21 protein-coding genes are annotated in these 26,343 nt (G+C 67.6%); 7 read left to right on the top strand and 14 right to left on the bottom strand.

Annotated features, from left to right (window positions below):
• Window positions 1-63 precede the first annotated feature (63 nt).
• Complete coding sequence (locus ACIA49_RS16795) at window positions 64-1,926, bottom strand: glycoside hydrolase family 5 protein (protein ID WP_396378063.1); 1,863 nt, start codon at window positions 1,924-1,926, stop codon at window positions 64-66.
• 235 nt (window positions 1,927-2,161) lie between these two features.
• Between ACIA49_RS16795 and ACIA49_RS16790 the strand changes: the two genes are divergently transcribed.
• From ACIA49_RS16790 to ACIA49_RS16780, 3 genes are all read left to right on the top strand, one after another.
• The gene (locus ACIA49_RS16790; RefSeq protein ID WP_396378062.1) at window positions 2,162-3,898 is read left to right on the top strand and encodes a bifunctional metallophosphatase/5'-nucleotidase; all 1,737 of its coding nucleotides are present in this window, start codon (window positions 2,162-2,164) and stop codon (window positions 3,896-3,898) included.
• A 61-nt stretch (window positions 3,899-3,959) separates the two neighbouring features.
• Window positions 3,960-4,472: a SigE family RNA polymerase sigma factor gene (locus ACIA49_RS16785; RefSeq protein WP_396378061.1), complete on the top strand. Its 513-nt coding sequence runs from the start codon at window positions 3,960-3,962 to the stop codon at window positions 4,470-4,472.
• Entirely contained in the window at window positions 4,469-5,683 is a 1,215-nt protein-coding gene (locus ACIA49_RS16780) for a hypothetical protein (protein WP_396378060.1), read from the top strand. Before ACIA49_RS16785 ends, ACIA49_RS16780 begins: the two co-directional genes overlap by 4 nt.
• Before the next feature lie 47 nt (window positions 5,684-5,730).
• Here the strand turns inward: ACIA49_RS16780 and ACIA49_RS16775 are convergent, their stop codons facing one another.
• The 7 genes from ACIA49_RS16775 to ACIA49_RS16745 all read right to left on the bottom strand — a co-directional run bounded on the left by ACIA49_RS16775 (window position 5,731) and on the right by ACIA49_RS16745 (window position 14,288).
• Window positions 5,731-7,131: a GH1 family beta-glucosidase gene (locus ACIA49_RS16775; RefSeq protein WP_396378059.1), complete on the bottom strand. Its 1,401-nt coding sequence runs from the start codon at window positions 7,129-7,131 to the stop codon at window positions 5,731-5,733.
• 75 nt (window positions 7,132-7,206) lie between these two features.
• Window positions 7,207-8,217, bottom strand: coding sequence for an ABC transporter ATP-binding protein (locus tag ACIA49_RS16770; protein WP_396378058.1), 1,011 nt, complete (start codon window positions 8,215-8,217; stop codon window positions 7,207-7,209).
• Window positions 8,214-9,242, bottom strand: coding sequence for an ABC transporter permease (locus tag ACIA49_RS16765; protein WP_396378057.1), 1,029 nt, complete (start codon window positions 9,240-9,242; stop codon window positions 8,214-8,216). The genes ACIA49_RS16770 and ACIA49_RS16765 overlap by 4 nt, the downstream gene beginning before the upstream one ends.
• A gap of 1 nt (window position 9,243) precedes the next feature.
• Window positions 9,244-10,224 carry an ABC transporter permease gene (locus ACIA49_RS16760; RefSeq protein ID WP_396378056.1) on the bottom strand — a complete coding sequence of 327 codons (981 nt, stop codon included), beginning with the start codon at window positions 10,222-10,224 and terminating at the stop codon, window positions 9,244-9,246.
• A complete protein-coding gene (locus ACIA49_RS16755) occupies window positions 10,221-11,300 on the bottom strand; it encodes an ABC transporter ATP-binding protein (protein ID WP_396378055.1) in 1,080 nt (359 codons plus the stop codon). The genes ACIA49_RS16760 and ACIA49_RS16755 overlap by 4 nt, the downstream gene beginning before the upstream one ends.
• Window positions 11,301-11,372: 72 nt before the next feature.
• Window positions 11,373-13,055 (bottom strand): ABC transporter substrate-binding protein, encoded by a 1,683-nt coding sequence (locus ACIA49_RS16750; protein ID WP_396378054.1) that lies wholly within the window; start codon window positions 13,053-13,055, stop codon window positions 11,373-11,375.
• A 183-nt stretch (window positions 13,056-13,238) separates the two neighbouring features.
• Entirely contained in the window at window positions 13,239-14,288 is a 1,050-nt protein-coding gene (locus ACIA49_RS16745) for a LacI family DNA-binding transcriptional regulator (protein WP_396378053.1), read from the bottom strand.
• 254 nt (window positions 14,289-14,542) lie between these two features.
• Between ACIA49_RS16745 and ACIA49_RS16740 the strand changes: the two genes are divergently transcribed.
• Window positions 14,543-15,745 (top strand): ROK family protein, encoded by a 1,203-nt coding sequence (locus ACIA49_RS16740; protein WP_396378052.1) that lies wholly within the window; start codon window positions 14,543-14,545, stop codon window positions 15,743-15,745.
• Here the strand turns inward: ACIA49_RS16740 and ACIA49_RS16735 are convergent.
• Window positions 15,742-16,989: a family 16 glycosylhydrolase gene (locus tag ACIA49_RS16735; protein WP_396378051.1), complete on the bottom strand. Its 1,248-nt coding sequence runs from the start codon at window positions 16,987-16,989 to the stop codon at window positions 15,742-15,744. The two genes, ACIA49_RS16740 and ACIA49_RS16735, sit on opposite strands and share 4 nt — an antisense overlap.
• 240 nt (window positions 16,990-17,229) lie before the next feature.
• Here ACIA49_RS16735 and ACIA49_RS16730 point away from each other — a divergent pair, with 240 nt between their 5' ends.
• From ACIA49_RS16730 to ACIA49_RS16720, 3 genes are all read left to right on the top strand, one after another.
• The gene (locus tag ACIA49_RS16730) at window positions 17,230-19,119 is read left to right on the top strand and encodes an RICIN domain-containing protein (RefSeq protein WP_396378050.1); all 1,890 of its coding nucleotides are present in this window, start codon (window positions 17,230-17,232) and stop codon (window positions 19,117-19,119) included.
• Window positions 19,120-19,235: 116 nt separating this feature from the next.
• Entirely contained in the window at window positions 19,236-20,066 is an 831-nt protein-coding gene (locus ACIA49_RS16725; RefSeq protein WP_396378049.1) for a MerR family transcriptional regulator, read from the top strand.
• A gap of 3 nt (window positions 20,067-20,069) precedes the next feature.
• Complete coding sequence (locus ACIA49_RS16720) at window positions 20,070-20,423, top strand: VOC family protein (RefSeq protein ID WP_396378048.1); 354 nt, start codon at window positions 20,070-20,072, stop codon at window positions 20,421-20,423.
• 254 nt (window positions 20,424-20,677) lie between these two features.
• Here ACIA49_RS16720 and ACIA49_RS16715 read toward each other — a convergent pair whose 3' ends face one another.
• From ACIA49_RS16715 to ACIA49_RS16695, 5 genes are all read right to left on the bottom strand, one after another.
• Window positions 20,678-21,952: an MFS transporter gene (locus ACIA49_RS16715; protein ID WP_396378047.1), complete on the bottom strand. Its 1,275-nt coding sequence runs from the start codon at window positions 21,950-21,952 to the stop codon at window positions 20,678-20,680.
• Between the two features lie 120 nt (window positions 21,953-22,072).
• The gene (locus ACIA49_RS16710; RefSeq protein WP_396378046.1) at window positions 22,073-22,807 is read right to left on the bottom strand and encodes a sugar isomerase domain-containing protein; all 735 of its coding nucleotides are present in this window, start codon (window positions 22,805-22,807) and stop codon (window positions 22,073-22,075) included.
• The gene (locus ACIA49_RS16705; protein ID WP_396378045.1) at window positions 22,791-23,954 is read right to left on the bottom strand and encodes an N-acetylglucosamine-6-phosphate deacetylase; all 1,164 of its coding nucleotides are present in this window, start codon (window positions 23,952-23,954) and stop codon (window positions 22,791-22,793) included. Before ACIA49_RS16705 ends, ACIA49_RS16710 begins: the two co-directional genes overlap by 17 nt.
• Window positions 23,951-24,700 carry a 6-phosphogluconolactonase gene (locus ACIA49_RS16700; RefSeq protein ID WP_396378044.1) on the bottom strand — a complete coding sequence of 250 codons (750 nt, stop codon included), beginning with the start codon at window positions 24,698-24,700 and terminating at the stop codon, window positions 23,951-23,953. Before ACIA49_RS16700 ends, ACIA49_RS16705 begins: the two co-directional genes overlap by 4 nt.
• 23 nt (window positions 24,701-24,723) lie before the next feature.
• The gene (locus ACIA49_RS16695; protein ID WP_396378043.1) at window positions 24,724-26,253 is read right to left on the bottom strand and encodes a glycoside hydrolase family 3 protein; all 1,530 of its coding nucleotides are present in this window, start codon (window positions 26,251-26,253) and stop codon (window positions 24,724-24,726) included.
• Between the last annotated feature and the right edge of the window lie 90 nt (window positions 26,254-26,343).

The raw sequence follows: 26,343 nt of genomic DNA, 5'->3' as shown, positions 1-26,343 counted from the left end.
GGGGACCTTGGGTACGGGTCGACCGTGGTGGCGAGTGGGTGGTTGGTGGGTGCTCAAGGTGGGTTAGGTGAGGGGGCGGCAGTAGAGGGCGGCTGGGGTGCCGGTGGAACCTACGCGGGTGGTGAAGGCTATGCCGGCTAGGTATTCGTTCGCGGCGCATTGGCCCTTGTAGGCGCTTGGGGCGAAGTCGGCGCCGTTGGGGGCGGCTGGGCGGTTGTCGGAGCGGTCGAACCAGACGGTGCGGCCGGTGCTGCCCAGGGACTGTGAGGTGGCGGTGCAGAGGATGGTGGAGAGTTTGGCGCCGCGGACGGCGTAGCCGGTCATGAAGTAGCCGGGGGCGCATTGGTACTTGGTGTAGCCGGAGGCCCAGTCGGTGGTGACGTGGCGTTCGTCCCAGACGACTTCGTAGGTGGTGGAGGCGACCGGGCCGCCGGAGGTGCAGAGGGAGCGGTTGCCGGTGTGGGCCAGGCCGATTAGGCGCAGGCCGTCCGGGCAGGCGGCCTTGCGGGCGCCGCTGTCCCAGTCGCCGGCGGCGCGCATGCGGAGTGACTCGACGAAGTCGCCGTGGTCGGGGCTGAGCATCTTCCAGACCGTGCCGGGAGCGATAAAGCCGGTACGAGATGGAGCGTTCATGAGGCGGGTCCACGCGGAGGCTCGCCAGTCGTCGCCGTCGTACAGGCCCATGCGGCTGCCGGCGGAATCCCAGTGCAGTAAGGCCCAGCCGTTGCCGGTGCGGTTGGTGTGCCAGCCGACGAGCGGCCAGTAGGCGAAGTCGGCGTCGGTGCGGATGAGCTGGTCGACGAAGTTCTCGAACCACGCCCGGGGCTTGGCGCCCGTCTCCTCACGACCACCGACCCCGAACTCGCTGATCCACAACGGCGCGGTGAAGTGGCCCTCTTCACCCGACACGAAGAAGGCTTGCCGGTTCAGCTCACTGATCAGCTCGGACGGCGAGAGATCCTGGTACCGCGGATCGCTCGTCTCGCCGGTACCGGTTGCACCACTGTGTCGTGGACCGGTGTACCCGTAGAAGTGGGCCGAGTAGACAAGCTTGTCAGAGGCAACCAACGTGTGCGACAACCCGCGAGCCGGTGTCAACGTGGGCCGGTCATGCGGGAAGCCGTCGACCGGGATCCCGGTCCAGTTGATGCCCTCGACAACGATCAGCAGGTTCGGGTTGGCCTCGGTGAGGATCCGGTCGCCGAGATGCTGGGACGCGGCGAACCAGTCGTGGTCGTCGCCGAGCCCCCAGTTCGGGTCGTCGAGGACATTCCGCCGTACCTCGTTGTACAGATCGGCACCGACCACGCGCGGATTCGTCTTGTAGCGGTTGACCATGAACAACCAGTCGGACTCCCAGGTCGCAGTCGACTGACTCGTGTTCCACCGCTCGTTGCCATCCACTCCGCAACACCAGCGCGTCGTGTTGGTGTGGTTGTTCAGGATCACCGCGAACCCGGCAGCGGTCAGTTCCTGTACGACGACGTCGTAGACCTGCAGTGGCGTCTTCCCGCGCAACGCCGGGTTCGCGGCGACCGCGGCATCGGGTACCACCACGGAGTCGTGGACCATCTCGTTCGAGAACTGCAGCCGGATGCTGTTCAGTCCGAGCTCGGCGAAGCCGGAGATGATCGACGCCATCGGCGCGCGGTCCAGGCCGAGGGGGATCCGGTTGCTGTTCTCGCCGGCGTGGTGGTTGGCGTTGTCGGCCTGGTCGCCGGAGCCGTTCCAGGTACCGGAGCCGCCGTGCCAGTTCCCGGACTTCAGCCGGAACCGGTTCCCGTTGGCGTCGACGATCCACCGGCCCCGGGTGCTCAGCGGTGCGGTCCAGCCGCTGACCAGCAGCGGCGCGGCCTCGGCGGGAAGAGCCGGAAGAGCCGGTGTCAGCGGAAAGAGTAGAGCGAGTACGACGAGCAGTCGGCGCATGGCTCACCTGTCCCCAGGTCGGTGCAGTGCGGGCGGGGTGATGGCCGGAGGCTTCGCGGGACCGCCGGCCACCACGCAGTCATTGGATCAGATCAGCAGTACCGATGGGAGAGCGCTGTCATCGGTGGATTCTTTCCAGATTTGTCGAATCGCCGTTTGGTAGTGACATCTCGTTCACGATGAGGCAGTCTCCTTTTGTCGGAAACCGCTTGCTTAGGCCGCGTTGGAGGCAGGAATGCGCAGAACGCCGAGGTTGCTCGCGACTGTGGTGCTGATCGGAGTGGGGCTCACCGGGGGGACCGCGGCGGCGGGAGGTGATCGCACGGTCCCCGTCCAGCTGGTCTCGATCACCGACTTCCACGGTTACCTCCGACCGCCGTCAGCCGCGGACGGCGGGACGATCGCGGGCCCGGACGGGAAGAACCAGGTGGTGGGTGGCGCGGCCTATCTGGCGACCCACCTGAAGACGATCCGGGCCGGTCACCCGAACTCGATCCTGTTCGCCGACGGCGACAACTTCTCCGGCTGGCCGTTCGAGGTGGACGCCCACGCGGACGAGCCGACGATCGAGGCGCTGAACGCGCTCGGGATCGAGTTCTCCAGCGTCGGCAACCACGAGCTGGACGTGTCGAAGAGCTTCCTGGTCGACCACATGACGCGCGGGAAATGCTTCGGCACGCCAGGTGTCGACAGCTGCTTCACGGACTCGACCGGTCGCCGCTTCCACGGGGCGGACTTCGAGTTCCAGTCGGCCAACATCGTCGACGCCAAGGGCCGGACGATCGTCGCGCCGTACACGATCCGCTGGGTCCGCGACCACGGCCGCAGCTACCCGGTCGGCTTCATCGGCATGACCGTTCCCGATACGCCGGTCGGCAGTACGTCGTACCAGCCGGATCTGAAGGCTCTTGACCCGGTCGAGTCCGCGAACCGGGCAGCCGCCGAGCTGACCCGGCGAGGGGTGAAGGCGATCGTGCTGAACATGCACGACGGCGGCACCGATGCGTCGGCGACGTACGACAACTGCCTCAACCCGAGCGGACCCGCGATCGACCTGGCGCGCAAGGTGACTCCGCAGATCGACGCGATCGTCACCGGGCACTGGCACGCCGCGTTCAACTGCAGCATCCCCGACCCCGACGGCAACCCGCGGCCGGTGGTCGAGGCCGCGAACCACGGCCGGCTGATCAGCGAGATCAACCTCCAGCTGGACCGCCGTACCGGCGAAGTCCTGCGCGACCGGACCACGTCGACCAACCACGCGGTCACCCGCGATGTCACGCCGGATCCGAAGCTGCAGAAGATCGTCGACTACTGGGCCGCCGCCGGAGATCGCAAGTACGCCGAACCGGTCGCGACCGTGACCGGCGACTTCACCCGCACCGCGAACGCGGTCGGCGAGAGCACGATGGCCGACCTGGCCGCCGACGTACACCTGTGGACAGCACCCGATGCCGACCTGGGGCTGATCGCCGCCAAACCGGCGATCGGCTCGACGGCACTCCGCGGTGACCTCCTGGTTGCCAACAGCAACAAGCCGGGAGACGCGGACGGGCGGGTGTTGCTGGGGGAGTCGTGGGAGGCCTACGGCTACGGCAATCCGGTGCTGACCGTGAGTCTGACCGGCGCGGAGCTGGACGCCGTACTGGAGCAGCAGTGGCAGGGCGGGAAGTTCGCGCCGCTGGCCCTGTCGAAGAACGTGAAGTACAGCTTCGACGCGAGCCGCCTCGAGGGCGACCGGATCGATCCCCAGGACGTCCACATCAACGGAGCGTCACTGGATCCGGCCAAGACCTACCGTGTCGCCGCGCTGGCCTACACAGTGATCGGCGCTGACGGTTACCCAGCGTTGAAGGCCGCCTATCGCGACCCCGTTCGCACCGACACTGATCACGAGACCTTCGCCGCGTACCTACGGGTACACAAGACCCTGACCCCGGCCCCGCTGGATCGGGTCACGCAGAAGGGCTGACAACCGTTGCCCCCGCAGCTCCGTACTCATCGGTGACGGAATGAGCGAGGGGACACAACGGATGGCGCGAGGAACAAGGGACGAGGAGTTCAGCGAGTACGTCGCCCAGCGGCGTACTCAGCTGCGCCGCATCGCCTACCTGCTCTGCGGTGATGTGCACAAGGCGGAGGACCTGGTCCAGACGGCGTTGATGAAGCTGTACGTCGCCTGGCACCGGGTGCAGCGCGACGGCAACATCGACGCCTATGTACGGCGGATCCTGGTGAACTCCGGGATCGACGAGAGCCGGCGGCCGTGGCGCCGGGAGGACTCCGGGCTGGACGGGCTGGATCCGGTGATGGAGGAAGGGCTCGCGGTCGAGGACCGCCGGGTGCTGATCGAGGCGCTGGCCGAACTGCCGGCCGGGCAACGCCGGGTGGTGATCCTGCGGTACTTCGTCGGCCTGTCGGTCGACGAGACGGCCGCCGATCTCAACTGCGGCGCCGGAACCGTGAAGAGCCAGAGTGCGCGAGCCCTCGCCCGACTGAACGACATGCTGACTGCCCAGTTTCGGGCTGTGGGAGGACACCGATGATTGACGAGAAGTTGCTGCTGGAGCGCCTGACCGACGCCGCCGAGGCGCAGGACGGCCTGCTGCCGCGGTCACTGGCAGACGACCTGAACGCCGGGCGCCGCCGCCTCCGCAGGCGACGGATCCTGACCGGCGGTACGGCGTTGGTCGCGGCCGGCGCGGTCGCGGTCGCCACGATCGGGATGAGCGGCGTACTGAAGGACAGCACCCAGATGGAGGCGCCGGTCGCCACCCAGCAGGCGCCGGCGAACACGCAGAGCGCAGAGGATGCGGCCGCCGTGGCGCGCACCTCGGGATTCGACACACTGATGAAGGCCCTGCTGGTCAAGCATCTCGACCCCGCCAAGAAGCACCTGGACTTCAGCGTCGGGCCGTTCCTCATTGGTTCCGATGTGGGAGCGCACGGGACCACACGGAAGGTCGGCTGGAACGTCGCCGGCGACAAGGGGCAGGGAATGCTGTACGTCAGCCTCTCCCCGTATGCCAAGGGCGGCGATGTGTGTGGCGGTGACGGTCAGCCGGTGCCGACCTGCCACCAGATCACGCTGCCGAACGGTCGGCCCGCGATGTTCGGCCGCAAGGGCAAGGCCGCGCAGCTCAGCTACGTGCAGCCCGACGGTGAGACCGCGTTCCTGGCGATCGATCCGCTGTTCGGCAACAACACGACGATCCCGGTGAAGAAGCTGGACATCACCGACGACCAGATGATCGCGTGGGCCACCGACCCGAAGCTCAACCTCCCGCCGCTGTCGGCCGACGACCAGGTCAAGGAAGACAAGCTGAAGGGCTTCGCCCCCACCCTGCAGCAGATCGTCCGGACGACCGCCGTACAGATGCCAGGAACGTACACCGCCAACCGGGTGGACGACCTGCCGACGATGATCGACGTCGTACAGAACTGGAGCAAGGGTTCCACCACCGCCGAGGTGTCGGTCAGCGTCTACGCCTCGCCCGTGGTGATGCCGTGCGTCGACGCCCCGTCGGGTAAGAAGTGCCTCCCGGCGACCGCGCCGAACGGCAGTAAGGCGGAGTTCTACGAGGCTCCGCACACCTACCAGGGTGGCCCGATGTACGAAATGCAGGCCGCCTTCACGCAGCCGGACGGCGACCAGGCGCGGGTGCGCATTCTGTACCCGGGCAAGAAGAAGCCGGCGAACGCGATCACCAAGGAGCAGATGCTCGCGATGGTGACGGACCCGGCGCTGGATCGCTGACCGACCGTCCTGGGGGTGGCGGGACATCCACCCCCAGGGCGCAGCGGTCAGCCCTTGGTGCGGTGCCGCTCGGCGATTTCCTTCAGGTAGAGCGCGCTCTGCTTCGGGGTCCGGGCCTGGGTGTCGTAGTCGACCCGGACGATGCCGAACCGCTTGACGTAGCCGTAGGCCCACTCGAAGTTGTCCATCAGCGACCAGGCCAGGTAGCCGCGGATGTCGGCGCCCTGGTTGATCGCGTCGGCGACCGCGGCCAGGTGGGTGGTGAAGTACTCGGTGCGCCCCTCGTCGGCGACGAACCCGTTCTCGTCCGGGTGGTCCTCGAAGGCGGAGCCGTTCTCGGTGATGACCATCGGCAGGTTCGGGTAGTCCCGGGCGATGCTGAGCAGCAGGTCGGTGAAGCCCTCGGGGACGATCTCCCAGCCCATCGCGGTCTTCGGCCGGCCGAGCTCGACGGTCCGGCTGACCGGCAGGCCCTGCTCGTCGGTCGTGCTGCCGTCCTCGGCGTACCCGCTGAACTTCTGGCTGAAGTAGTAGTTCACACCGAGGACGTCGATCGGGGCCGAGATCAGCTCGAGGTCGCCGTCCTGGACGGGGATCTCGGCACCCTCGAGTGCGAGGTCCGCGACGATGTCGGCCGGGTAGCGGCCGTGCACCAGCGGGTCGAGGTAGATCCGGCGGCCCATGCCGTCGGCACGGCGGGCGGCGTCGACGTCCGGCTCGGCGTCACTGGCCGGGTACGCCGTGGCCACGTTGAGCGTGATGCCGATGTCGAGCTTGCGCGGCGAGGCCTCGCGCATGGCGGTGGTGGCCAGGCCGTGCCCGAGCAGCAGGTGGTGTACGGAGGCGATCGCGGCCGGGTAGTCCTTGCGGCCCGGTGCGTGCAGACCGTACGCGTACCCGAGCATCGCGGAGCACCACGGCTCGTTCAGCGTGGTCCAGGTGTTGACCCGGTCCTTGAGTGCCTCGAAGACCAGCATCGAGTAGTCGGCGAACCGGTACGCCGTGTCGCGGTTCGGCCAGCCGCCCGCGTCCTCGAGCTCCTGCGGCAGGTCCCAGTGGTAGAGCGTCACCCACGGGTCGATGCCCTGGGCAAGCAGTTCGTCGACGAGCTTGTCGTAGAACCCCAGGCCGGCCGGGTTCACCGGGCCCTTGCCGTGCGGCTGCACCCGCGGCCACGCGACCGAGAACCGGTAGGTGTCGAAGCCCAGGTTCTTGATCAGGGCAACGTCTTGCGGCATCCGGTGGTAGTGGTCGCAGGCGATGTCACCGGTGTCGCCGTTGTCGATCGCGCCCGGAACCTGGCAGAAGGTGTCCCAGATCGACGGCGTCCGGCCGTCCTCGGCGATCGCGCCCTCGATCTGGTACGACGAGGTCGCGACACCCCAGCGGAAGTCGGTCGGCAGACCCGCGATCAGGTCAGCCGCCCCCGAGACGGACGTTGTACTCATAGCGCTCCTATGTCAGTTGCGTCCGAAGGAACGTAGTACCAGGTACTGCGTTCCTTCGGACGTTAGAGGATTGGGTCAGCCGACCGGAACGCGGCCGGGGAGCCAGCAGGCGACAGACCGGCTGGGGTCGTTACGGGCCGACGGGATCCCGAGCAGCGGGATCTCCTCGGAGCAACGGTCGAACGCGTGCGGGCAGCGCGGGTGGAACGAACAACCGGACGGCATCCCGCGCAGGTCGGGCGGCGAGCCGGGGATGCCGGCCAGCTCCTTGCGCGGACCACGCAACGCCGGGAAGGACTTCAGCAGGCCCTCGCTGTACGGGTGCAGCGAGTCCTTGTACAGGTCGGCCGACTTGGCCTCCTCGACGATCCGGCCGCCGTACATGATCGCGATCCGGTCCGAGAACTCGACCAGCAGCGACAGGTCGTGCGTGATGAACAGCACCGAGAAGCCGAGCGTCTCGCGCAGTTCGACCAACTGGGCCAGGATCTGCCGCTGCATCACCACGTCGAGAGCGGTGGTCGGCTCGTCCATGATCACGACCTGCGGCTCCAGTACGAGCGCCATCCCGATCATCACCCGCTGCCGCATACCGCCGGACAGTTGGTGCGGGTAGGCGTCCATCCGGTCCGCGGAGATGCCGACCAGCTTGAGCATGGACTTCGCCCGGGACAGCCGTGCCTCCGGGCTGAGGTCCGGTTCGTGCGCCTTGATCACGTCGAGCATCTGGGTGGAGACCTTGTGCACGGGGTTGAGCGAGTTCATCGCGCCCTGGAACACGATCGACGTCTCGGCCCAGCGGAACGCCCGCAACTCCCGATCCGTCAGCGCCATCACGTCGTACGGGTCGCCGCCCGGCGGGTGGTAGATGACCGAACCACCGCTGATCACGCCGGGTGGCGGCAGCAGCCGGGTGACGCCGTACGCGAGTGTGGACTTGCCACTCCCGCTCTCGCCGGCCAGGCCGAGCACTTCACCACGGTGCAGCGTCAGAGTGACATCGCGGACCGCCCGGACACCCTGCTCGCCCAGACCGTAGTCGACGTTGAAGTCCTTGATCTCAAGGACAGGTTCTTTCGCGCTCACGCTGCCTCATCCTTCTTCCGTACGACGGGAGTCGGCGCGACCGCCTTGTTGCCGAGAACCGGGGTGAAACCGACGCGCATCCGGACCGAGTGCCCGTCCTTGGTCTTGACCTTGGTGTGACCGGCGCTGCGCAACCGCGGGCTGACGAACTCGTCGATGCCGAAGTTGATCAGGGACAGCGCCGTACCGAGGATCGCGATCGCCAGGCCGGCCGGCACGAACCACCACCAGGCGCCCTGGGCGAGCGCCTGCTGGCTCTGCGCCCAGAACAGGATGGTGCCCCAGTTCCACTCGGAGATCGTGGAGATCCCGATGAAGGCCAGGGTGATCTCGGACATGACGGCGAAGATCACGGTCCCGACGAAGCTGGAGGCGATGATCGCGGTCAGGTTCGGCATGATCTCGGCGGTGATGATCCGCCAGGTGCTCTCACCGGTCGCGCGGGCGGCCTCGACGTAGTCCCGCCGTCGCAGCGACAGCGTCTGGGCGCGCAGCACGCGCGCACCCCAGGCCCAGGACGTCAGACCGATGACCAGGGCAACCATCAGGTCACCCGCGCTCGGGATGGTCGAGGCGACGATGATGATCAGCGGCAGGGCCGGGATCACCAGGAAGACGTTCGACAGTGCGGACAGACCCTCGTCGGCCGCACCGCCGAGGAAGCCCGCGCTGACGCCGATCAGGACCGACAGCGCGGTCGCGACGATGCCGGCCAGCAGACCGACGAACATCACGCCCCGGGTGCCGACGAGCATCTGGCTGAAGATGTCCTGACCGAGGTGCGTCGTACCGAACCAGTGCTTGCCCGAAGGGCCCTGGAGGATGTCACTGCTGCGGGCGCCGGGGTCGAACGGGGCGATCCAGGACCCGATGATCGCGATCAGGCAGAAGAACGCGAGCACGACGAGGCCGGTCGCGGCCTTCGGGTTGGCGACGAACCGCAGCCGTTGGCGCTTGGCCGGCGTGGCCGCCACCTCTGGTCCGTCGGGGGTCATCGCGGTGATGGTGCTGGTGGGTGCGGACATGTCAGCCCTCCTTCCGGGTGCGGGGATCGAGCAGCAGGTAGGCGATGTCGGCGATCAGGTTGGCGACCAGGACCGAGAGCGTGATGACCAGGAAGATGCCCTGCATCAGCGGGTAGTCCTTGGCGCCGACGGCCTGGAACAGGTTGTAGCCGATGCCGGGGTAGGAGAAGACGATCTCCACCAGCAGCGTGCCGCCGACGATGAAGCCGAGCGACAGCGCGAAGCCGGAGACGTTCGGCAGCAGCGCGTTGCGGGCCGCGTAGCTCAGCATCACGCGCTTCTCGGGCAGGCCCTTGGCGTGTGCGACGGTGATGTAGTCCTCGGACGCGACCGTCACCATCATGTTGCGCATGCTGAGGATCCAGCCGCTCACTGACGAGATCAGGATCGTGATGGCCGGGAGCAGGCTGTGCTGGATCGCACTGCCCATGAACTCCGCGTTCCACGACGGCACCAGGCCGGGCTCGTAACCACCCGACGACGGGAAGATGCTGTCCGGACCGGCCAGGATGGCGATCGCCAGCAGACCGAGCCAGAAGTACGGGATCGACGACAGGAACGTTGTCACCGGCAACAGACCGTCCAGCCAGGAACCGCGTCGCCAGCCGGCCAGGATGCCGAGACCGGTACCGATCGCGAAGCTGGCCATCGTGGTGAGACCGACCAGCGCGATCGTCCACGGCAGGCTCTGCTGGAGGATGTCGATGACCGGGGTCGGGAAGAAGTTGAACGAGATGCCCAGGTCACCGTGGAAGATCTGGCCCCAGTAGTCGACGTACTGGCTCCACATGCTGGCGTTCTTGTCCAGGCCGAACAGGACGTAGAGCGAGTGGATCGCGTCGGTGCTGAGCTGGCCCTGGTACTTGGCGATCAGTGCGGTGACCGGGTCGCCGGGGATGAGCCGCGGGATGAAGAAGTTGATCGTCATCGCGGCCCAGGCGGTGAACAGGTAGAAGGCGATGCGCTGAAGCAGGAATTTCACTTCGCTGCCCCTTCCTCGTAGAGCCAGCACGCGGCCCAGTGGCTCTGACCTTGGCCGTGCTCGTTATCAAGGATCGGCAACTCGAAACGCGGCGGTAGTTCGGTCGAGCACTTCGGCATCGCGTGCACGCAGCGCGGGTGGAACCGGCAGCCGCTCGGCGGTGCGATCAGGCTCGGCGGCTCACCGCTGCCCTGGTCCTCCGGAGCCCGCAAGTCGCCGACGCGGTCCAGCCGGTCGGGATCGGGCGCGCTCTCGATCAGCAGGCGGGTGTAGGGGTGCGCCGGGTTCTGGGTGACGGTCTCGGAATCGCCGCCTTCCACCAATCGGCCGGCGTACATGACGATCGTCTCGTCGGCGAAGTACCGGGCCGAGGCGATGTCGTGGGTGATGTAGAGGATGGCGAGGTTGAGCCGTTCCTTCAGGTCCCGCAGCAGGTTCAGCACCCCGAGGCGGATCGACACGTCGAGCATCGAGACCGGCTCGTCGGCCAGCAGCACCTCGGGATCGGCGCCGAGGGCGCGGGCGATCGAGACGCGCTGGCGCTGACCACCGGACAGCTCGTGCGGGAACTTGTCCAGGTACCGCTCCGGCGGCACGAGCTGGACACGGTTCAGCAGATCGCGCAGGTTCTCCTCGAGCTCGGCGGCGTTACTGCCCGCCCGGCCGTGGATCTTCAATGCGCGGGTCAGGTGGTACCGGATCGTGTGCGTCGGGTTCAGCGACGCGAACGGGTCCTGGAAGATCATCTGGACCCGGCGGCAGTACGCGCGGAAGGCGCGGCCGCCATGAACCTCGACGGACTCACCCCGCAGGCGGATGTCGCCGTCGGTGCGTCGGTAGAGCTGCGCGAGCAGCCGGGCCACCGTGGACTTGCCGGAACCGGACTCGCCGACCAGGGCGGTCACACGACCGCGGCGGAGGGTCAGGTTGAGGTCGTCGACCGCGTGCACAGCCTTGCGCTCGCGGCTGAACAGGTCGCGCAGGCTGCGCCGTACCGGGAAATGCTTGGTGAGGCCTTCGGCCTCGAGAACAACTTCAGGGACCACCGCTGGGGCCACCGGGTCGGTCACCGTCATGATCGAAAGACTCCTCGCATCGTGGCACCGCGGTGCCGGAAGGTGAGTCACCTCCCGGCACCGCGGTCCGCCTCACTGAGAGCCGGCAGGCTTCAGGTTCAGGACGATCTGCAGCGCGTTCTGCTGCGTGGGCTGTCCAGGTGCGTACGAGTTCTGCTCGTCCGGCCAGCCGACCCAGTTCTTGGTGCTGTAGAGGCCACCGACGTTCGAGGCCGAGGTCGGGATCATCGGCATCTGGTCGACCATGATCTTCTGCAGCGTGTTCAGCGCCGTGGTACGGGTGGCGTCGTCGGCCGCGTTGGCGTACTGGTCCAGCGCCTTGGTCGCCTCGGGCGAGTTGAAGCGCCCGTAGTTACCGCTGGAGCCGCCCTTGCCGATCGGCTTCATGATCTTGCCGTCCATGATGTTCTGGTAGATGTCGTACGGCGTCGCGCCGCCGTTGGTCCAGTGCATCGCGGCGTCGAAGTTGCCCTGGTCGATGTTCTTCGTCCAGGCGTCCTGGTTGGCCTTGTCGACGGTCGCCTTGATGCCGATCGTGGACAGGTTGTCCTTGATGATCTCGAGGTCGGTGATGTAGTCCGACCAGCCGGCCGGGTTCGTCAGCGTGATCGTGACCGGCTTGCCGGTCTTGTCCTTCAGGACGTCGCCCTCGAGCTTGTAACCGGCCGCGGCCAGGTCGCTCTTGGCGCCCTCGACGTCGACGGCGTGCTTCTTGTCCTTGAACTCCGGGGCGATGAACGAGTCACCGGCCGGGGTCGGGATGCCGGTGACGGACTCGACCTTCGGGTAGAAGTACCCGGCCTCACCCTGCTGGAAGATGTCGTCGCGGTTGATGACCTTGTCCATCGCCTTGCGCAGCGCGGGGTCGTCGAACGGCTTCTTGGTGGTGTTGATCCACAGACCGTGGATGCCCAGGTTGGCCGGGAAGTACAGCTTGTGGTTCTTCGGGTCCTTGTCCTGGAAGACGGCCTTCACGTTCGGGACGAAGACGAAGCTCCACTCCGAGGCGCCGTTGGCCAGCGCGGTGGTCTGCGCGTTGTTGTCGTTATACGACGTGTACCGCAGCTCCTTGACCTTCGGGAGGTCCTGCCAGTACGAGTCGCGCAGCTCCAGCGTGGTGGTCTGCGGCGTGAACGACTTGATCTTGTACGGGCCGGTACCGACCGGGTTCTTCAAGGTGTCCTGGGTCGGGTCCTTGATCGCCGACCACTGCGCCTTCTGCGCGACGAAGACGGTCAGCACCTTGTTCTGGTTGGTGAACTGCGACCGGGTGAAGGTCAGGTCCACCTTGTTGCCGGTCTGCGTGATGGTGCCGTACGGGATGGCGTCCGTGTTCAGCGCCTCGTGGTCCTTGCGCAACTGGAACGTGTAGGCCACGTCCGCGGCTGTCATCGGCGTACCGTCGGACCACTTCACGCCGTCGCGGATGGTGAACGACAGCTTGGTGAAGTTGGCGTCCCACTTCCACTCGGTCGCCAGCCAGGGCTTGCCCGGCTCGGACGGCTTGATCCCGTTGATCATCACCAGCGGCTCGAAGATCATCCACCGGTACCCGAGCGAGGCACCCGCGGAGGAGCCGAGGAACGGGTTGTTGTTGTCGGTCTGCGGCCCGTTCGGCATACCGACGTTCAGCACGGTCGCGGCGGTGCCGGAACCGCTCCCGTTGGTCTTACCGTCCCCGTTACTGCAGGCAGCCAGTGTGGCTGCCGCGAGCAAGCCCGTCAGGGCCAGCGCGACGCTCCGTCGTGCTCGCATCGGTTCCTCCTGTGTATCTGTGTGTGGCGGCGTAAATACCTTGCTTGGTCCACCCCTGAGCCTGGGTGGGCCAGTGCATAGTGGCGTGAAAGCGCTCTCATCGGAAGAGCGGACGCCTTAACGGATCGGTATCGAGGTGTTCACCGGCGGCGGAGCAGGGGCAGCTGCCCCACCGCCGGAGCCTCAGTGGTGGGACCGGACGGAGGGGGCGGGCGTACTGGTCCGAGGGGTGGACTTGGGAGCAGTTGAGCTGCGGACGATCAGCGTCGTGGGCAGCACTTGGGGTTCGCTCGGCAGCGGCGTACCGCCGAAATAGCCCATCAGCATCCGGGCCGCCGCCTGCCCCATCTGGCGCATCGGCTGATGCACCGTGGTCAACGGCGGTTCGGTGTGCTGGGCGTACGGGATGTCGTCGAACCCGACGACCGACACGTCGTTCGGCACGTTCCGCCCGGTCTCCCGGACGGCCTGGATGGCACCGCCGGCGGACAGGTCGTTGTGCGCGAAGACCGCGTCGAAGTCCAGGCGCTGGTCGAGCGCCTGCTGGACGCCGTGGCGTCCGCTCTCGTGGGTGAAGTCACCTTCGGACACGAGTCTCGGGTCGAGCTCGATGCCGGCCTCCGCGTAGGTGTCGCGGAAGCCGTCCAGGCGTTCGTGGGTACAGCCGAACCGTTCGACACCGGTGATCACCAGGGGCCGGTGCCGGCCGAGCTCGATCAGGTGCCGGGCGGCGGACTGGCCGCCGGCGTAGTTGGTGGTGGCCACCGACGGGAACTGGGGGCGGTGGTCGCGGTCGTCGATCAGCACCACCGGCAGGCCGCGGGCATGCAGCTGCTCGATGTAGGTGAGCGTGCCCTCGGGCTCGATCACCAGCAGGCCGTCGAACGACTGCGCGGACACCTGGGAGGCGAACTGGTGCATCGACTCCGCGCCCCGGTTGAAGGTGAACAACAGCAGGCCGTAGCCCTCGCTCTCCACCACGTCGACCGCGCCCTGCAGCACCTCGCCCATCCAGGGCCAGGTCAGCGACGGGACCAGCATCCCGACGACCCGGGTCCGGCCGCGGGCCAGACCGACCGCCCGGGCACTCGGCACGTAACCGAGCTCGGCGATCACTGCGCGGACCCGCTCGGCGGTGCGCAGGTCGAGTTCACCCTTGCCGTTCAGGACGCGCGACACGGTCGTCTTGCTCACGCCGGCCCTTGCGGCTACGTCGGCGATGGTGATGGACACGCGGAAACTCCCCTCGGGCGGTGGGGTGGCGGATGTTGCTGCGATGTTGCGCCTCCGTTGCGGAACCGGTTTCGGAAGCGGTTCCGTAGAGTGAAGCCGAGTGACCCAGGTCTCGTCAATCACGGTGGGGTAACGAATCACGACTTAATTCACGACCTGGAAGAAGTCACCTCTTCCGGGTCGCCCGCTGGGCGTGATGGACTCTGGGCTAGCGGTCCGCCAGGGGCCGGGGGTTTCGGCAAGGGGCTGGGGCAATGGAGTATCGGCGGACGACGGTGCGGGACATGCGCCGGTCCAACCGATCGGTGATTCTGACCGGCATCTACCGCGACGGACCGCTCAGCCGGCAAGAGCTGAGCACCCGTACGTCGCTCAGTGCGGCCAGCGTCAGCAACCTCGTCACCGAGATGATCGCGGAAGGCGTGGTCGAAGAGGCCGGCTCGGTCGAGTCCGAGGGCGGCCGGCCGCGGGTGCTGCTGCGCGTCGCCCCCGATTTCCGGTACGTCGTCGGTGCCGAGGTCGGCGAGACGCGCGTCCGGGTCGAGCTGTTCGATCTCGCGCTGAAAGTGCTCGCCACCGTCGATCACACGATCGACGCGCTGGAACCGGAAGTCGTCGTGAAGCACGTGCTGGAAGGGCTCACGAGCGTGATCAGCACCTCCGGCGTACAGGCGTCGTCGGTGCTCGGGCTCGGCGTCGCGGTGTTCGGAATCGTCGACGCGGATGCCGTCGTCCACGCGCAGACGCTGGGGTGGGACGCCGTACCGTTCGGGCAGATGCTTGCCGAAGGCACCGATATTCCGATCCTCGTGGACAACGGCGCGAACACCCTCGGCCAGGCCGAGATGTGGTTCGGCGCGGGCCGCGGCGCGACCGACGCGGTGGTCGCGCTGGTCGGCTCAGGTGTCGGCGCAGCCCTTGTCACCGGTGGATCCAGCTACCGCGGGACGCGCAGCAGCGCGGGCGAGTGGGGCCACACCACGATCATGTACGGCGGTCGCGGGTGCCGGTGTGGAGCAGCCGGCTGCCTCGAGGCGTACGTCGGTGCCGAGGATGTGCTCGACCGCTATCGCCAGGCCGGCGGGGAGTTGTCTGCTGACGACGAGGAGGCGGCGTTCGCCGAGCTGCTCGTCGCGGCGGAGAAATCAGAGGTGGCGGCAACGATCGTGGCCGACACGATCGGCTATCTCGCCGCGGGCTTCGCGAATCTGGTCAACCTGGTCAACCCCGAGCGGATCGTCCTCGGTGGCTGGGCCGGGCTGTTGCTGGGGGAGCGCTACCTGCCGCGGCTGCGCGAAGCGGTCGGTCGGCATGCACTCCGCCAGCCCTATTCCCAGGTCTCGATCGTGCTGTGCGAACTGGGTCGCGACGCCGTTGCGCTGGGCGCCGCGACCCTGCCGATCCTGCGGTTGCTGCAGGACGGGGGCGCGTTGCCCCCGTCCAAGGTCTTGAGTTAGTTCAGGGTCCACTTCTGGTTGGCGCCGCCGCCGCAGGTCCAGATCTGCGTCGGGGTGGCGTTCGCCGAATTGTTGCCGGTGACATCGAGGCATTTGCCTCTGTTCACCAGATCCTTTGCTGCGTTGGCGGTCCACTGCTGTGCGGTGTTGCCGTTGCAGGTCGCGATCTGGACCCTGGTGCCGTCGGCGGTTCCGGCGTTCGCCACGTCGAGGCACTTGCCCAGGGCACGGATCGTGCCGTCACCGGGACGGCTCCACGTCTGCGCCGCCGTACCGTTGCAGTCGTACAGCTGGACCGTCGTACCGTCCGCCGCGTTGGCGCCCGCGACGTCCAGGCACTTGCCGGCCAGGCCGGTGATCGTGCCGGCGCCGCCGCCACCGCCGCCGTCCAGGGTCGAGACGCGGACGTAGTCGATCGTCATCGTCTGCGGCATCTGGGTGGAACCGTCGGGGTAGCCCGGCCAGTAGCCGCCGACCGCGACGTTCATGATCATGAAGAACGGGTGGTTGAAGACCCACTGGTCGCCGCCGAGGTCGGCCGGCGTCCGGCGCTGGTACTGCACGCCGTCGACGAACCAGGTGATCGAGTCCGGCGCCCAGTCGACGCGGTAGGTGTGGAAGTCGTTGCGGAACGGCTGGCCGTTCGGCGAGTTGTACGCCGCACCGATGCCCTCGGCGCCGGAGTAGCCCGGGCCGTGGATGGTGCCGTGCACGGTGTTCGGCTCGCGGCCGATGTTCTCCATGATGTCGATCTCGCCGTTGTTCGGCCAGCCGCCACCTTGGGCGCCGAGCATCCAGAACGCCGGCCAGACACCCTGGGTGCCGGGGATCTTGATCCGGGCCTCCCAGCGGCCGTACGTCTGGGTGAAGGTCTGCGCGGTGAGTAGCCGGGCCGAGGTGTACTGGCACGGGCCGTAGTGGCACTGGAAGCCACCGTTCTCCTGGCGGGCAGTGATCACCAGGTTGCCGTTGCCGTCCTTGGCGGAGTTGCGGGTGCTGTTGGTGTAGTACTGGCGTTCGTCGTTGCCCCAGCCGGAGCCACCGATGTCGTAGCGCCACTTGCTGGCGTCCGGCGCCTGGCCGGCCGGACCGTCGAAGTTGTCCTCGAAGGTCGTCGCCAGCGCGGCGCTGGCGGCCTGCGGCGCCTGTTGCTGGGCTTGGGCGGGTGCTTGCAGAAGGCTGGTGCCGACGAGTGCGGCACCCATCGCGACGATGGCCGCGACGCGGGAACGCTGGAGTCTCATGCGTGCCTCATTTCTCACGGGGGCGGAGCAGGAACGAGACAGGGATTTGGTCCCGGAGCTTGGCGTGAGAACGCTTTCACGTCAAGGCCGGGACTAAATAAAAGACCTGAAAAAAGTCTTTGCTGTGGCGTTGACACCGGTGACCACCGATGGTTCCCTCGTGCTGACACACCGTTGCGGCGCGGGCAGACGCCACAACTTTGCCAGCATTGCATTCCTTGCAGACAAGGGAGTCCGCCCATGCCCGCGAACGGGTTATCTCGTCCTGCCCGCGTCCTACCGGTGGCCGTGGCCACGCTGTGCGCCGTCGCCGCCGGCCTCGGTTTCGGTACGGCGACCGCACCGGCCGCGCAGGCCGCCGGTGAACAGGTCAACGTCTACCTGACCACCACCAACGACTCGGCCGGCCAGAACGTGACCCGCGGCCTGCAGCAGCAGACGCCGGTCAACTTCGGCCCGGCCGGCGGTTCGGCGAACCAGACGATCACGGTCAACGAGAACACGACGTACCAGTCCTGGGAGGGCGGCGGCGCCTCGTTCGCCGACAGCTCCGCCTGGCTGCTGAACAGCAGCAACACGATCTCGGCCGCGACCCGCAACCAGGTGATGAAGGACCTGTTCGACCCGGTCAACGGGATCGGGCTGTCGTTCACCCGCAACCCGATGGGCGCCTCCGACCTGGCCCGGTTCAACTACTCCTACGACGACACCTGCTGCGACCTCAACGACTTCAGCATCAACCACGACCTGGCCGACGTCGTACCGCTGACCAAGCAGGCCAAGCAGCTGAACCCGAACCTGAAGGTGATGGGGTCGCCCTGGAGTGCGCCGGCCTGGATGAAGGACAACAACAAGTTCACCAACCGCGGCTGGCTGAAGGCCGAGTACTACCCGATGTACGCGCAGTACTTCGTCAAGTACGTGCAGCAGAACGAGGCCCAGGGCAACCACATCGACTACGTGACGGTGCAGAACGAGCCGACCTGTTGCGGCACCGACGACACCGGCTACGCGTCGATGAACTGGAACGGCGCCGGGCTGCTGAACTTCACCAAGAACCACCTCTTCCCGGCGTTCCGGGCGGCCGGGATCACCACCAAGGTGATGGTGCTGGACTACAACTGGGGCAACTACAACGACCTCGGTTCGGTCCCGCTGGCCGACGCCGGGCTGCGCAACGACCCGCTGTTCGGCGGCATCGCCTGGCACGGGTACGGCGGTGACGTGAACCTGCAGACCCAGATCCACAACCAGTACCCGGCGGTCAACGCCTACATGACCGAGCACTCGGGCGGGACCTGGATCCCGAACCAGCAGGTCGAGGACATGAACAACCTGATCGACTACACCCGCAACTGGGACAAGTCGTGGATCAAGTGGGGCCTCGCGCTCGACCAGAACCACCTCCCGTACGTCGGTGCGGGGTGCAACGTGTGTACCGGCTTGGTGACGGTGCAGCGCGGTGGCAGTCGTGCGGGGCAGGTCGATAAGACGGTCGAGTACTACACGATGGGACACCTGACGAAGTTCGTGCGGCCGGGTGCGTTGCGGATCGACTCGACCGCGAACGCCTCGGTGAAGAACGTGGCGTGGAAGAACCCGGACGGGTCGAAGGCGCTGATCGCGTTCAACACCACCGGTGGCTCGCAGTCGGTGCGGGTGAACTGGGGCTCGCAGTCCTTCGTCTACACGCTGCCTACCAAGACGTCGGCCACCTTCGTGTGGAGCGGTACGCAGGGTGGCGGCGGTGGTGGCGGTGGCCAGATCACCGGTCTCGCCGGTAAGTGCATCGACGTCGCTGGAGCCAACCCGGCCGACGGCACGGCCGTCCAGCTCTACGACTGCAACGGCTCGGCCGCACAGCAGTGGACCCGCTCCGGTAACACCCTCCAGGCGCTGGGCAAGTGCCTCGACGTCACCGGTGGTGGCACAGCCGACGGCACCCGCGTCCAGCTGTGGTCGTGTGTCGCCGGGAGTCCTAATCAGCAGTGGACCTACTCGAACAACGATCTGGTGAATCCACAGGCTGGGAAGTGCCTGGACGTGACCGGGAACAACTCGGCCAACGCAACACCGCTGCAGATCTGGACCTGTGGTGGCGGCGCCAACCAGAAGTGGACGATCTCCTGATCTGAATCTCTGACTCGTCACCGAGGCCCGCCCGGCCGCCCCCGGGCGGGCCTCGGTTTGGCGTCTTCGCGGCTGCATTTGACCCTCCGGTTACCGGAGGGTCCAAGCTTGCTTCCATGACGGCGACAGTGACGGTCGGCGAGTTCTCGCGGATGACCAACCTCAGCGTGAAGACGCTGCACCACTACCACGACATCGGGCTGCTCGCGCCCGCGTTCGTGGATCCGTCCTCCGGGTATCGGCGGTACGAGACGGTCCAGGTCGGCACCGCCTTGCTCATCCGTCGACTGCGCGACCTGCGGATGCCGCTTCCTGACGTCCAGGCCGTGGTCTCGTCGACCGACCGGAGGGTGCGGGAGGAGACGCTGCGCGCGCACCTCGACCGGATGGAGAGCGAGCTGCAGGTCACGCGTGGGGTGGTCACCTCGCTGCGCAGCCTGCTGACGGACGACCCCGAGCCGATGCAGGTCGCCTATCGCTACATTCCGCCGTTCCGCGCGTATGCAGTCCGCGCTCATGTCGAGCGACCGGAGATCGGCGCGTGGTGCGTGGAGGTCTTCGGGCAACTCGATGCTCTGGCTGCGGTTCAAGGCATTCGGGCGACGGCCGGGGCGACGTACAGCGACGACTTCTTCACCGAAGACGCCGGCGAGGTCGTCGCGTTCCTCCCGGTCGCACCGACCGCTGAGCCGGCGGACGGTTTCGAGTTGGTCGATCTCCCGGGCGGCTTCTTCGCCATCGGGGTGCACGCCGGCGCGATGGCCGACTTCGACCGCACGTACGGCGCCCTGGGCTCGCACGTCGCCGACCACTGCACTGTCGCGCCCGGTTCCATTCGCGAGCTGTATGTCGTCTCGCCGGGGGACACCCCTGATGAGTCGAGCTACCGCACTGAGGTCTGCTGGCCGATCCAGCAGCTTCCTGTTTCCCCTGCTTCGAAAGGCTGAACAATGTCCATCACGCTTGAGAACATCGCTTTTGACTGCACCGACGCCGCCACCCTGGCCACCTTCTGGGCCGGTGTCCTCTCGGTCGACGTCGATGCTGACAGCAACGAGTTCTTCGCCACCGTGAACCGCGCCGCCGATGGACCGACGCTGATGTTCCTCCAGGTCCCCGAACCCCGCACCGTCAAGAACCGCCTGCACCTCGACCTGGCCACCGCCGACTGGTCCACCGAGCTCGACCGCCTGATCGCCCTCGGCGCCAAACGCCTCGACGAGCACACCGAGTACGGCGTGCACTGGATCACCCTCGCCGACCCCGAAGGCAACGTCTTCGACCTAGCCGACCACAAGTCCTAGGACACCCCCGTCGTGTGACCACCGGCGTGTGATCACCTCCCGTTGTGTGACCACCTCCCGCCAGGGGACCGGCGCTCGTGGTGGGGTTGAACAGGAACTGGTGGGTGTGGGCAGGTTATTTCTTGTTCACGCCCACGGCAGGGGGTGCAGGCCCACCGGAACTGGCTCGCGGATCAGGCGGCCGGATCAGACGGCCGGATCAGGCGGTTGTTCCAGATCAGGCGGTTGCCCCGGATGAGGCGGGCGGGCGTGGGTCAGGTGGTTGTGGTGGCGGGACGTCGGGTGCGTTGGAGGACGGCGTAGGCGCCGGTGGCGAGGGCGGCGAGGGTGAGGACGGCGGCGCTGAGGCTTAGGGACCACTTGATGCCGATGGCGGCGCCGGTGAAGCCGACGGTGAGACCGCTGCCGATGCGGAGGCCGCCGGAGGAGGTGTTGTAGAGACCGATGATGCGGCCGCGGTCGGCGGGCGGGGCTTCTAGCTGGACGACTGTTTGGGAGACGGACATGGAGACGAAGTTCGCGATGCCACTGACCATCAGCATGACGAGGGCCAGGACGTAGTTGTTGGTGAGCGCGAAGACGACGATGCTCAGGCCGTAGAGCACGGTGCCGACGACTGCGGTTCGCACGGTGGGGCGGAGCCAACCGGTTGCTTCGATGACGAAGCCGCCGACCACTCCACCGAATCCGGAGGCGAACAGCAGAGCGCCGTACGTGAGACCTGCGGAGCCTGCGCCGAGCGACTCGGCGAACTCGGGCATCGCGGTCTGGATCGAGGCGCCGACGAAGAACGAACCCAGGCCGGCCAGGATGATCATGCTGCCGATGGTCGGGCCGATCGACGCACCCCGGGCAGCGCGGAGGGCGGCGATCGGGCCGAGCCGGGGGCGAGCCACGACCTCCTCGCGGAGGTGGCCGGTGAAGCGGGTGCGGAAGAGAAAGATCGTCAGCGGCAGGTAGATCGCGATGTTGGCGAAGATGCCGCCGGTGGGTCCGAGGAGAAGGAGGAAGAGCGAGCCGACAACAGGGCCGCACAGGACGCCGAGGCTGCGGAAGGTCGCGTTGAGCCGTACGGCGCTCGGTAGGTCATCGCGGCCGACGAAGTCGTGCAGCATCATCTGCTCGGCGGGACCCCAGAGTGCACCGGCGCATCCGTGCAGCACGAGCAGGACGCACGCGTGCCAGATCTGGAGTGAGTCGGTCAGGAAGAGCAGTCCCCAACAGAGCGAGACGAACATGAACAACGCCTGCGCGGACTGGATGATGCGCCGGCAGTCGTACCGGTCGGCGAGTGATCCGGACAGCACGGAGAACAGCAGGAACGGCAGCCAGTGGCTGATGACCTGGAACCCCGCGAGAGCGGGCGAATGGAACTCGCGCCACAACACCCAATAGGTGATGACGTGCTCGATGTTGTCGCCCATCATCGCCAGACCGGTTCCGAACAGATACGGACGCGCATCCCGGTTCCGCAAACCGGCGAACCGCGGGACTCGTACCCGCTCCGCTTCCGCCTGGTGGCTGCTCACGCCACACGCTCGGCACATCAGACCCTCCCCGTCGCAAGGCACCTTGCCTTGTCATCAGTACCCTAACAGATTCGAGACACGGTGTCTCGATATATCTCGAGGGGTGCCGAGCTGGGGCGTCTACAAGGCGGGGATTCGAGGGCGGAAGTGGGCGGCCAGGTGGGCGTTGTGGATGTCGGCATCGGGGGTGTAGGTGGAGCGCCAGACCTGGGTGGTGGGGGAGTGGGCTAGGGCGGTGGTGAGGAGGGCGTGAAGGGTGAAGGAGTTGAGGACCGTGGAGGCGCCGCCGGCAGGTTGGCCGGCGACAGCGAGGAGAGTGTCGCCGATGGGGACGTGGGTGTTGATGTGGAGATCGGCCAGGTCGGCGAGCGTCGAGAGGCCGTCACCGCGAGCCGGGTGATTGATCGGGAGGTCGGCTGTGGTGGCCGGGGTACTGAGACCGATGACGTAGGCGCCCAGGGTGCGGGCGGCTCGGGCGGCGCTGAGCGCGGCGGCGTTGATGCCGAACGCGTTGATGATGACGAAGGGGTCGCCGGCGGTGACGCCGGAGGCGGCGACTACCGCGGCGCCATGGTTGTCGGCGCGTTCAGCCTGGGTTGAGGCCAGGGCGCCGGCGGCGAGGGTGGTGCTGGTGTCGCTGACTGGTACGACGTTCGCGGGGCAACCGGCGCGGTAGAAGACGTCCTGGACCGCTATCGCGGAGTGCGCCCCGGGGCCGTACAGGTAGATGAGTCCGTCTCGCCGGAGTTGCTCGGCCAAGACGGCGGCAGCGCGATCAATCGCGTCGGCCTCATCACGAGCGACAGCATTGATCGCCTGTGTCAGGCGAGCGGCGTACTCAGTGAGCAGCGGCACGGTGGATCCAGTGGCCGGCGCGCATCGTGGCTTGGACTGTGAGAGCGGAGGTGAGGACGGCTAGGTCGGCATCGTGGCCTGCCGTGAGACGGCCCTTGCGGTGGGCGAGGTTGAGGACTCGGGCAGGCCGAGTGCTGGTGGCGGCGACGGCTTCGGGCAGCGGCCAACCGAGGTCGTGGTGGAGGTGGGCGAGCATGCCGTCCAGGGGAGTGGTGCTGCCGCCGAAGGCGTTGGCGCCGACGACCATGCCGACGCCGGAGGCGACCTCGCAGTCGATGATGCCGAGGCGGTAGCGGAAACCCTCGGGCATGCCGGCGCCGGCCGTGGCGTCGGAGACGGCGATGAGGCGGTCGCCGAGGCAGCGACGGGCGATCTCGATCAGGGTCGGCGGGAGATGGTGGCCGTCAGCAATGATTTCGCCGATCAGGTAGGTGGAGGCCAACGACTCTTCGATGAGACCGGGTACCCGCCACGGTCCTTCGCGGACCAGCGAAGATTGACAACTCCAGAGATGGGTCAGGTGGGTGAGGCCGTTGTCGACAGCGGCGCTGAGTTCGGGAGCCCGGGCTTCGCTGTGGCCCGCGGCCACCACGACGCCGGCCTCCGTCAGTCGGCGGGTGAAGGCCGGTACGCCGGGCAGCTCCGGGGCGACGGTCACCATGGTGATGAGGCCGCCTCGGGCCACGAGGCGGTCGGCGTCGTCCGCGGTGGGTGGGCGGAGGGCGGCGGGGTCGTGGGCACCGCATTGGGAGACGGCCAGATACGGGCCCTCGAGATGTACGCCGTACAGGCCGGGGTTGGCGCTGACCGAAAGAGCGAGGGCGTCGAGTTGGCGGTCGAGGTCGGCCGGGTGGGCGGAGACGAGGGAAGCCTGCAGGGTGGTGACGCCGTGACGGGCGTGGAAGTCGAGGACCTGTTGGTGCGCGGCCGGGTCGGGGTCGTCGAAGGAGTGGCCGCCACCGCCGTGGACGTGCACGTCGATCAGTCCGGGCACGATCGTGGACCCGGTCAGGTCGTGCACCTCGGCAGCCACCGGTACGTCGTTCGCCGCGACGATCGCGTCGATCCGTCCATCGCGGATCACGAGGGCGTGGTCGTCAACGAGCGCGTCGTCGACGACGAGGGTTGCTCCGGTGAGTGCGATCAACGCGGGTCCGACTCGGTGTCGAGGAAGAGATGGACGCGGGCGTGCGTACGGAGCGCCGTACCGGGGTGGTCGGGGCCGATGGGTCGCGTGAGGGTGTCCTGGACCGCTTGGCGCTTGGGGGCGCCGGGGACGGAGGCGATCACGTCGCGGGCGTTCAGGAGGCGGGGGATGGTGACCGTGACGGCATGCGTCGGGACGTCGGACAGTGCGGCGAAGTGGCCTTCGTCGACCTGCTGACGGCGGCTGGTCTCGTCCAGGGCCACGACCTTGGCGGCGCGTGGGTCATCCAGGTCGGCGGGCGGGTCGTTGAAGGCGAGGTGACCGTTGACGCCGAGCCCGAGCAGGACGACGTCGAACGGCGCGCTGCCCATCAGTTGCTCGTAGTACTGGGCGGCTGCCTCGGCGTCGCTGCCCGGGGCCACCGGATGAAAGCTTGCCTGGGGCACCTTGTTGAGGAAGGTTCGGTGCAGCCAGGTGGCGAACGCCTGCGGTGCCTCCGTCGGGAGACCGACGTACTCGTCCATGTGGAAGAACTCGACGCGGCTCCAGTCGATACCGGGTTCCTCGGCGAGGGAGGTCAGGGTCGCCGCTTGACTGGGCGCGGCGGCCAGCATGACGCGGGCGGCGGAGGTCCACTCGATCGCCTGCCGGATCCGCTCCGCGGCCAAGGCCGCGGCGGCGTGGCCGAGGGCGGACCGGGTCGGGTGGGTGCTGATCTGCGGGGCATGGTCGATGCCGACGGTCATAGAGCCTCCTTGGCGAGGTGCGTTCACAGTACGTCGAGTGCGGCGTGGATGGCCGCGTCGGTCACGATCTCGAACGCGTCCATGGCGGGGATGCTGATGACGCGATCGGCGACGGCACCGAACGAGTGGGCGGGGAGGGTCGAGTTCACGATGACCGCGGGGCAGGGATGTGGGGTGTCCGCGGTGACGGCGGCCACCTCCTTCCACTGCTGGGCGGCGGGGATCGGACCGGGTCCGAAGACCGGGATCAGCCGGGCGCTCGGGTGTCGGTCGGCTACTCGCGCCAGTACGCCGGGAGTCAGCGGCGCGGGCTCCAAGACGACGGAGAATCCGCGCTCCGCACCCAGTTCGGCGAACCGGCGAGCCAGCTTCGAATCACCGACCACCACCAGCGATTCGTTGCGTGACAATGCTGTATCGCCGGTCTGGTACAGGTCGACGGTAGTGCGGCGCTCAGGGTCGGCCCAAGGAGCCGGGGTGTCAGGGAGGGGATCTCTGGAGGTGTCGAGGCCGGCCAGGGCGCGGGCGCGGAGCAGGCGGCGGACCTTGTCGTCCAGGTCGGACTCGCTGAGAGCGCCGAGGTTCAAGGCCTCGACGAGGTGATCGATGATCGGCTGGATCTGGGCGGGCGCGCACTTGACGTTGGCTACGTCGGCGCCGGCCTGGAGGGACAGCAAGGCGGAGTCAGCCAGCGAGTAATGACGGGCGATGGCGTCCATCCGGAGCGCGTCGGTGATGATGACGCCGTCGAAGCCGAGGTCGGAGCGGAGCCAGGTCCTGTTGATGGTGGGGGAGAGGCTGGCGGGGACGTCGATTCCCAGGCTGGGATAGGCGATGTGGGCAACCATGATGGTGGCCACGCCAGCGGCTACGGCGGCGGCGAACGGCGGCAGGTGGATGGCCTCGTGGTCGGCGCGGGTGCGGTCGACAATGGGCTGCGCGAGGTGACTGTCGATGCTGCTGTCGCCGTGGCCGGGGAAGTGTTTGGCGGTCGCCAGTACGCCGTTGTCCTGGTAACCGCGGATCTGGGCGGCACCGAGTTCACCGGTGAGCTGCGCCGGTACGCCGTACGCGCGGACGCCGAGAATGGGGTCGTCGGGGACGGAGACCACATCGACGCAGGGACTGAAGGTCCAGTGGTAGCCGACGGCGCGGGCCTCGACCGCCGTGGCGGCGGCGAGGCGGTAGGCGAGGTCGGGGTCGCCGGAGATGCCGATGCCGCGGGGATACGGGAAGTGCGTGCCGCTCCGGCGCAGTGAGTACATGATCCCGGCCTCGAGGTTGCCGCTGATCAGGGCGGGGGGCAGGCCGGCGTCCGCGCAGATCTCGGCGACACGCTCGTGGTACGCGGTCGCGGTTGAGGCCGGCAGATCGGTGACGCTGTGCAGGGTGCCGACGCCCAGCTCGAGCGCGTGCCGGGTCGCGGTGTCCGGGAGGCCGTCGGCGACGGCGGGCAGGACGAGCAGGCAGTGCGCGATCTTCTGGGCCGGGGTCAGCCGGCCGAGCCAATCGTCGGCCCAGCGCTCGGCGGTGGCGTCCAGCGGTGCGGGCATTCGGTCACCTCGGTGTCAAAGGTTTGCACGGAATCACGATCACGGAAGAAATTCATCGAGAGTTATCCGTTGACCGCGGTGAGAATCGAG

The sequence above is a fragment of the Kribbella sp. NPDC051587 genome, from assembly GCF_044453945.1.
Taxonomy (GTDB): Bacteria; Actinomycetota; Actinomycetes; order Propionibacteriales; family Kribbellaceae; genus Kribbella.
This window is presented reverse-complemented; position numbering and strand designations above follow the sequence as displayed.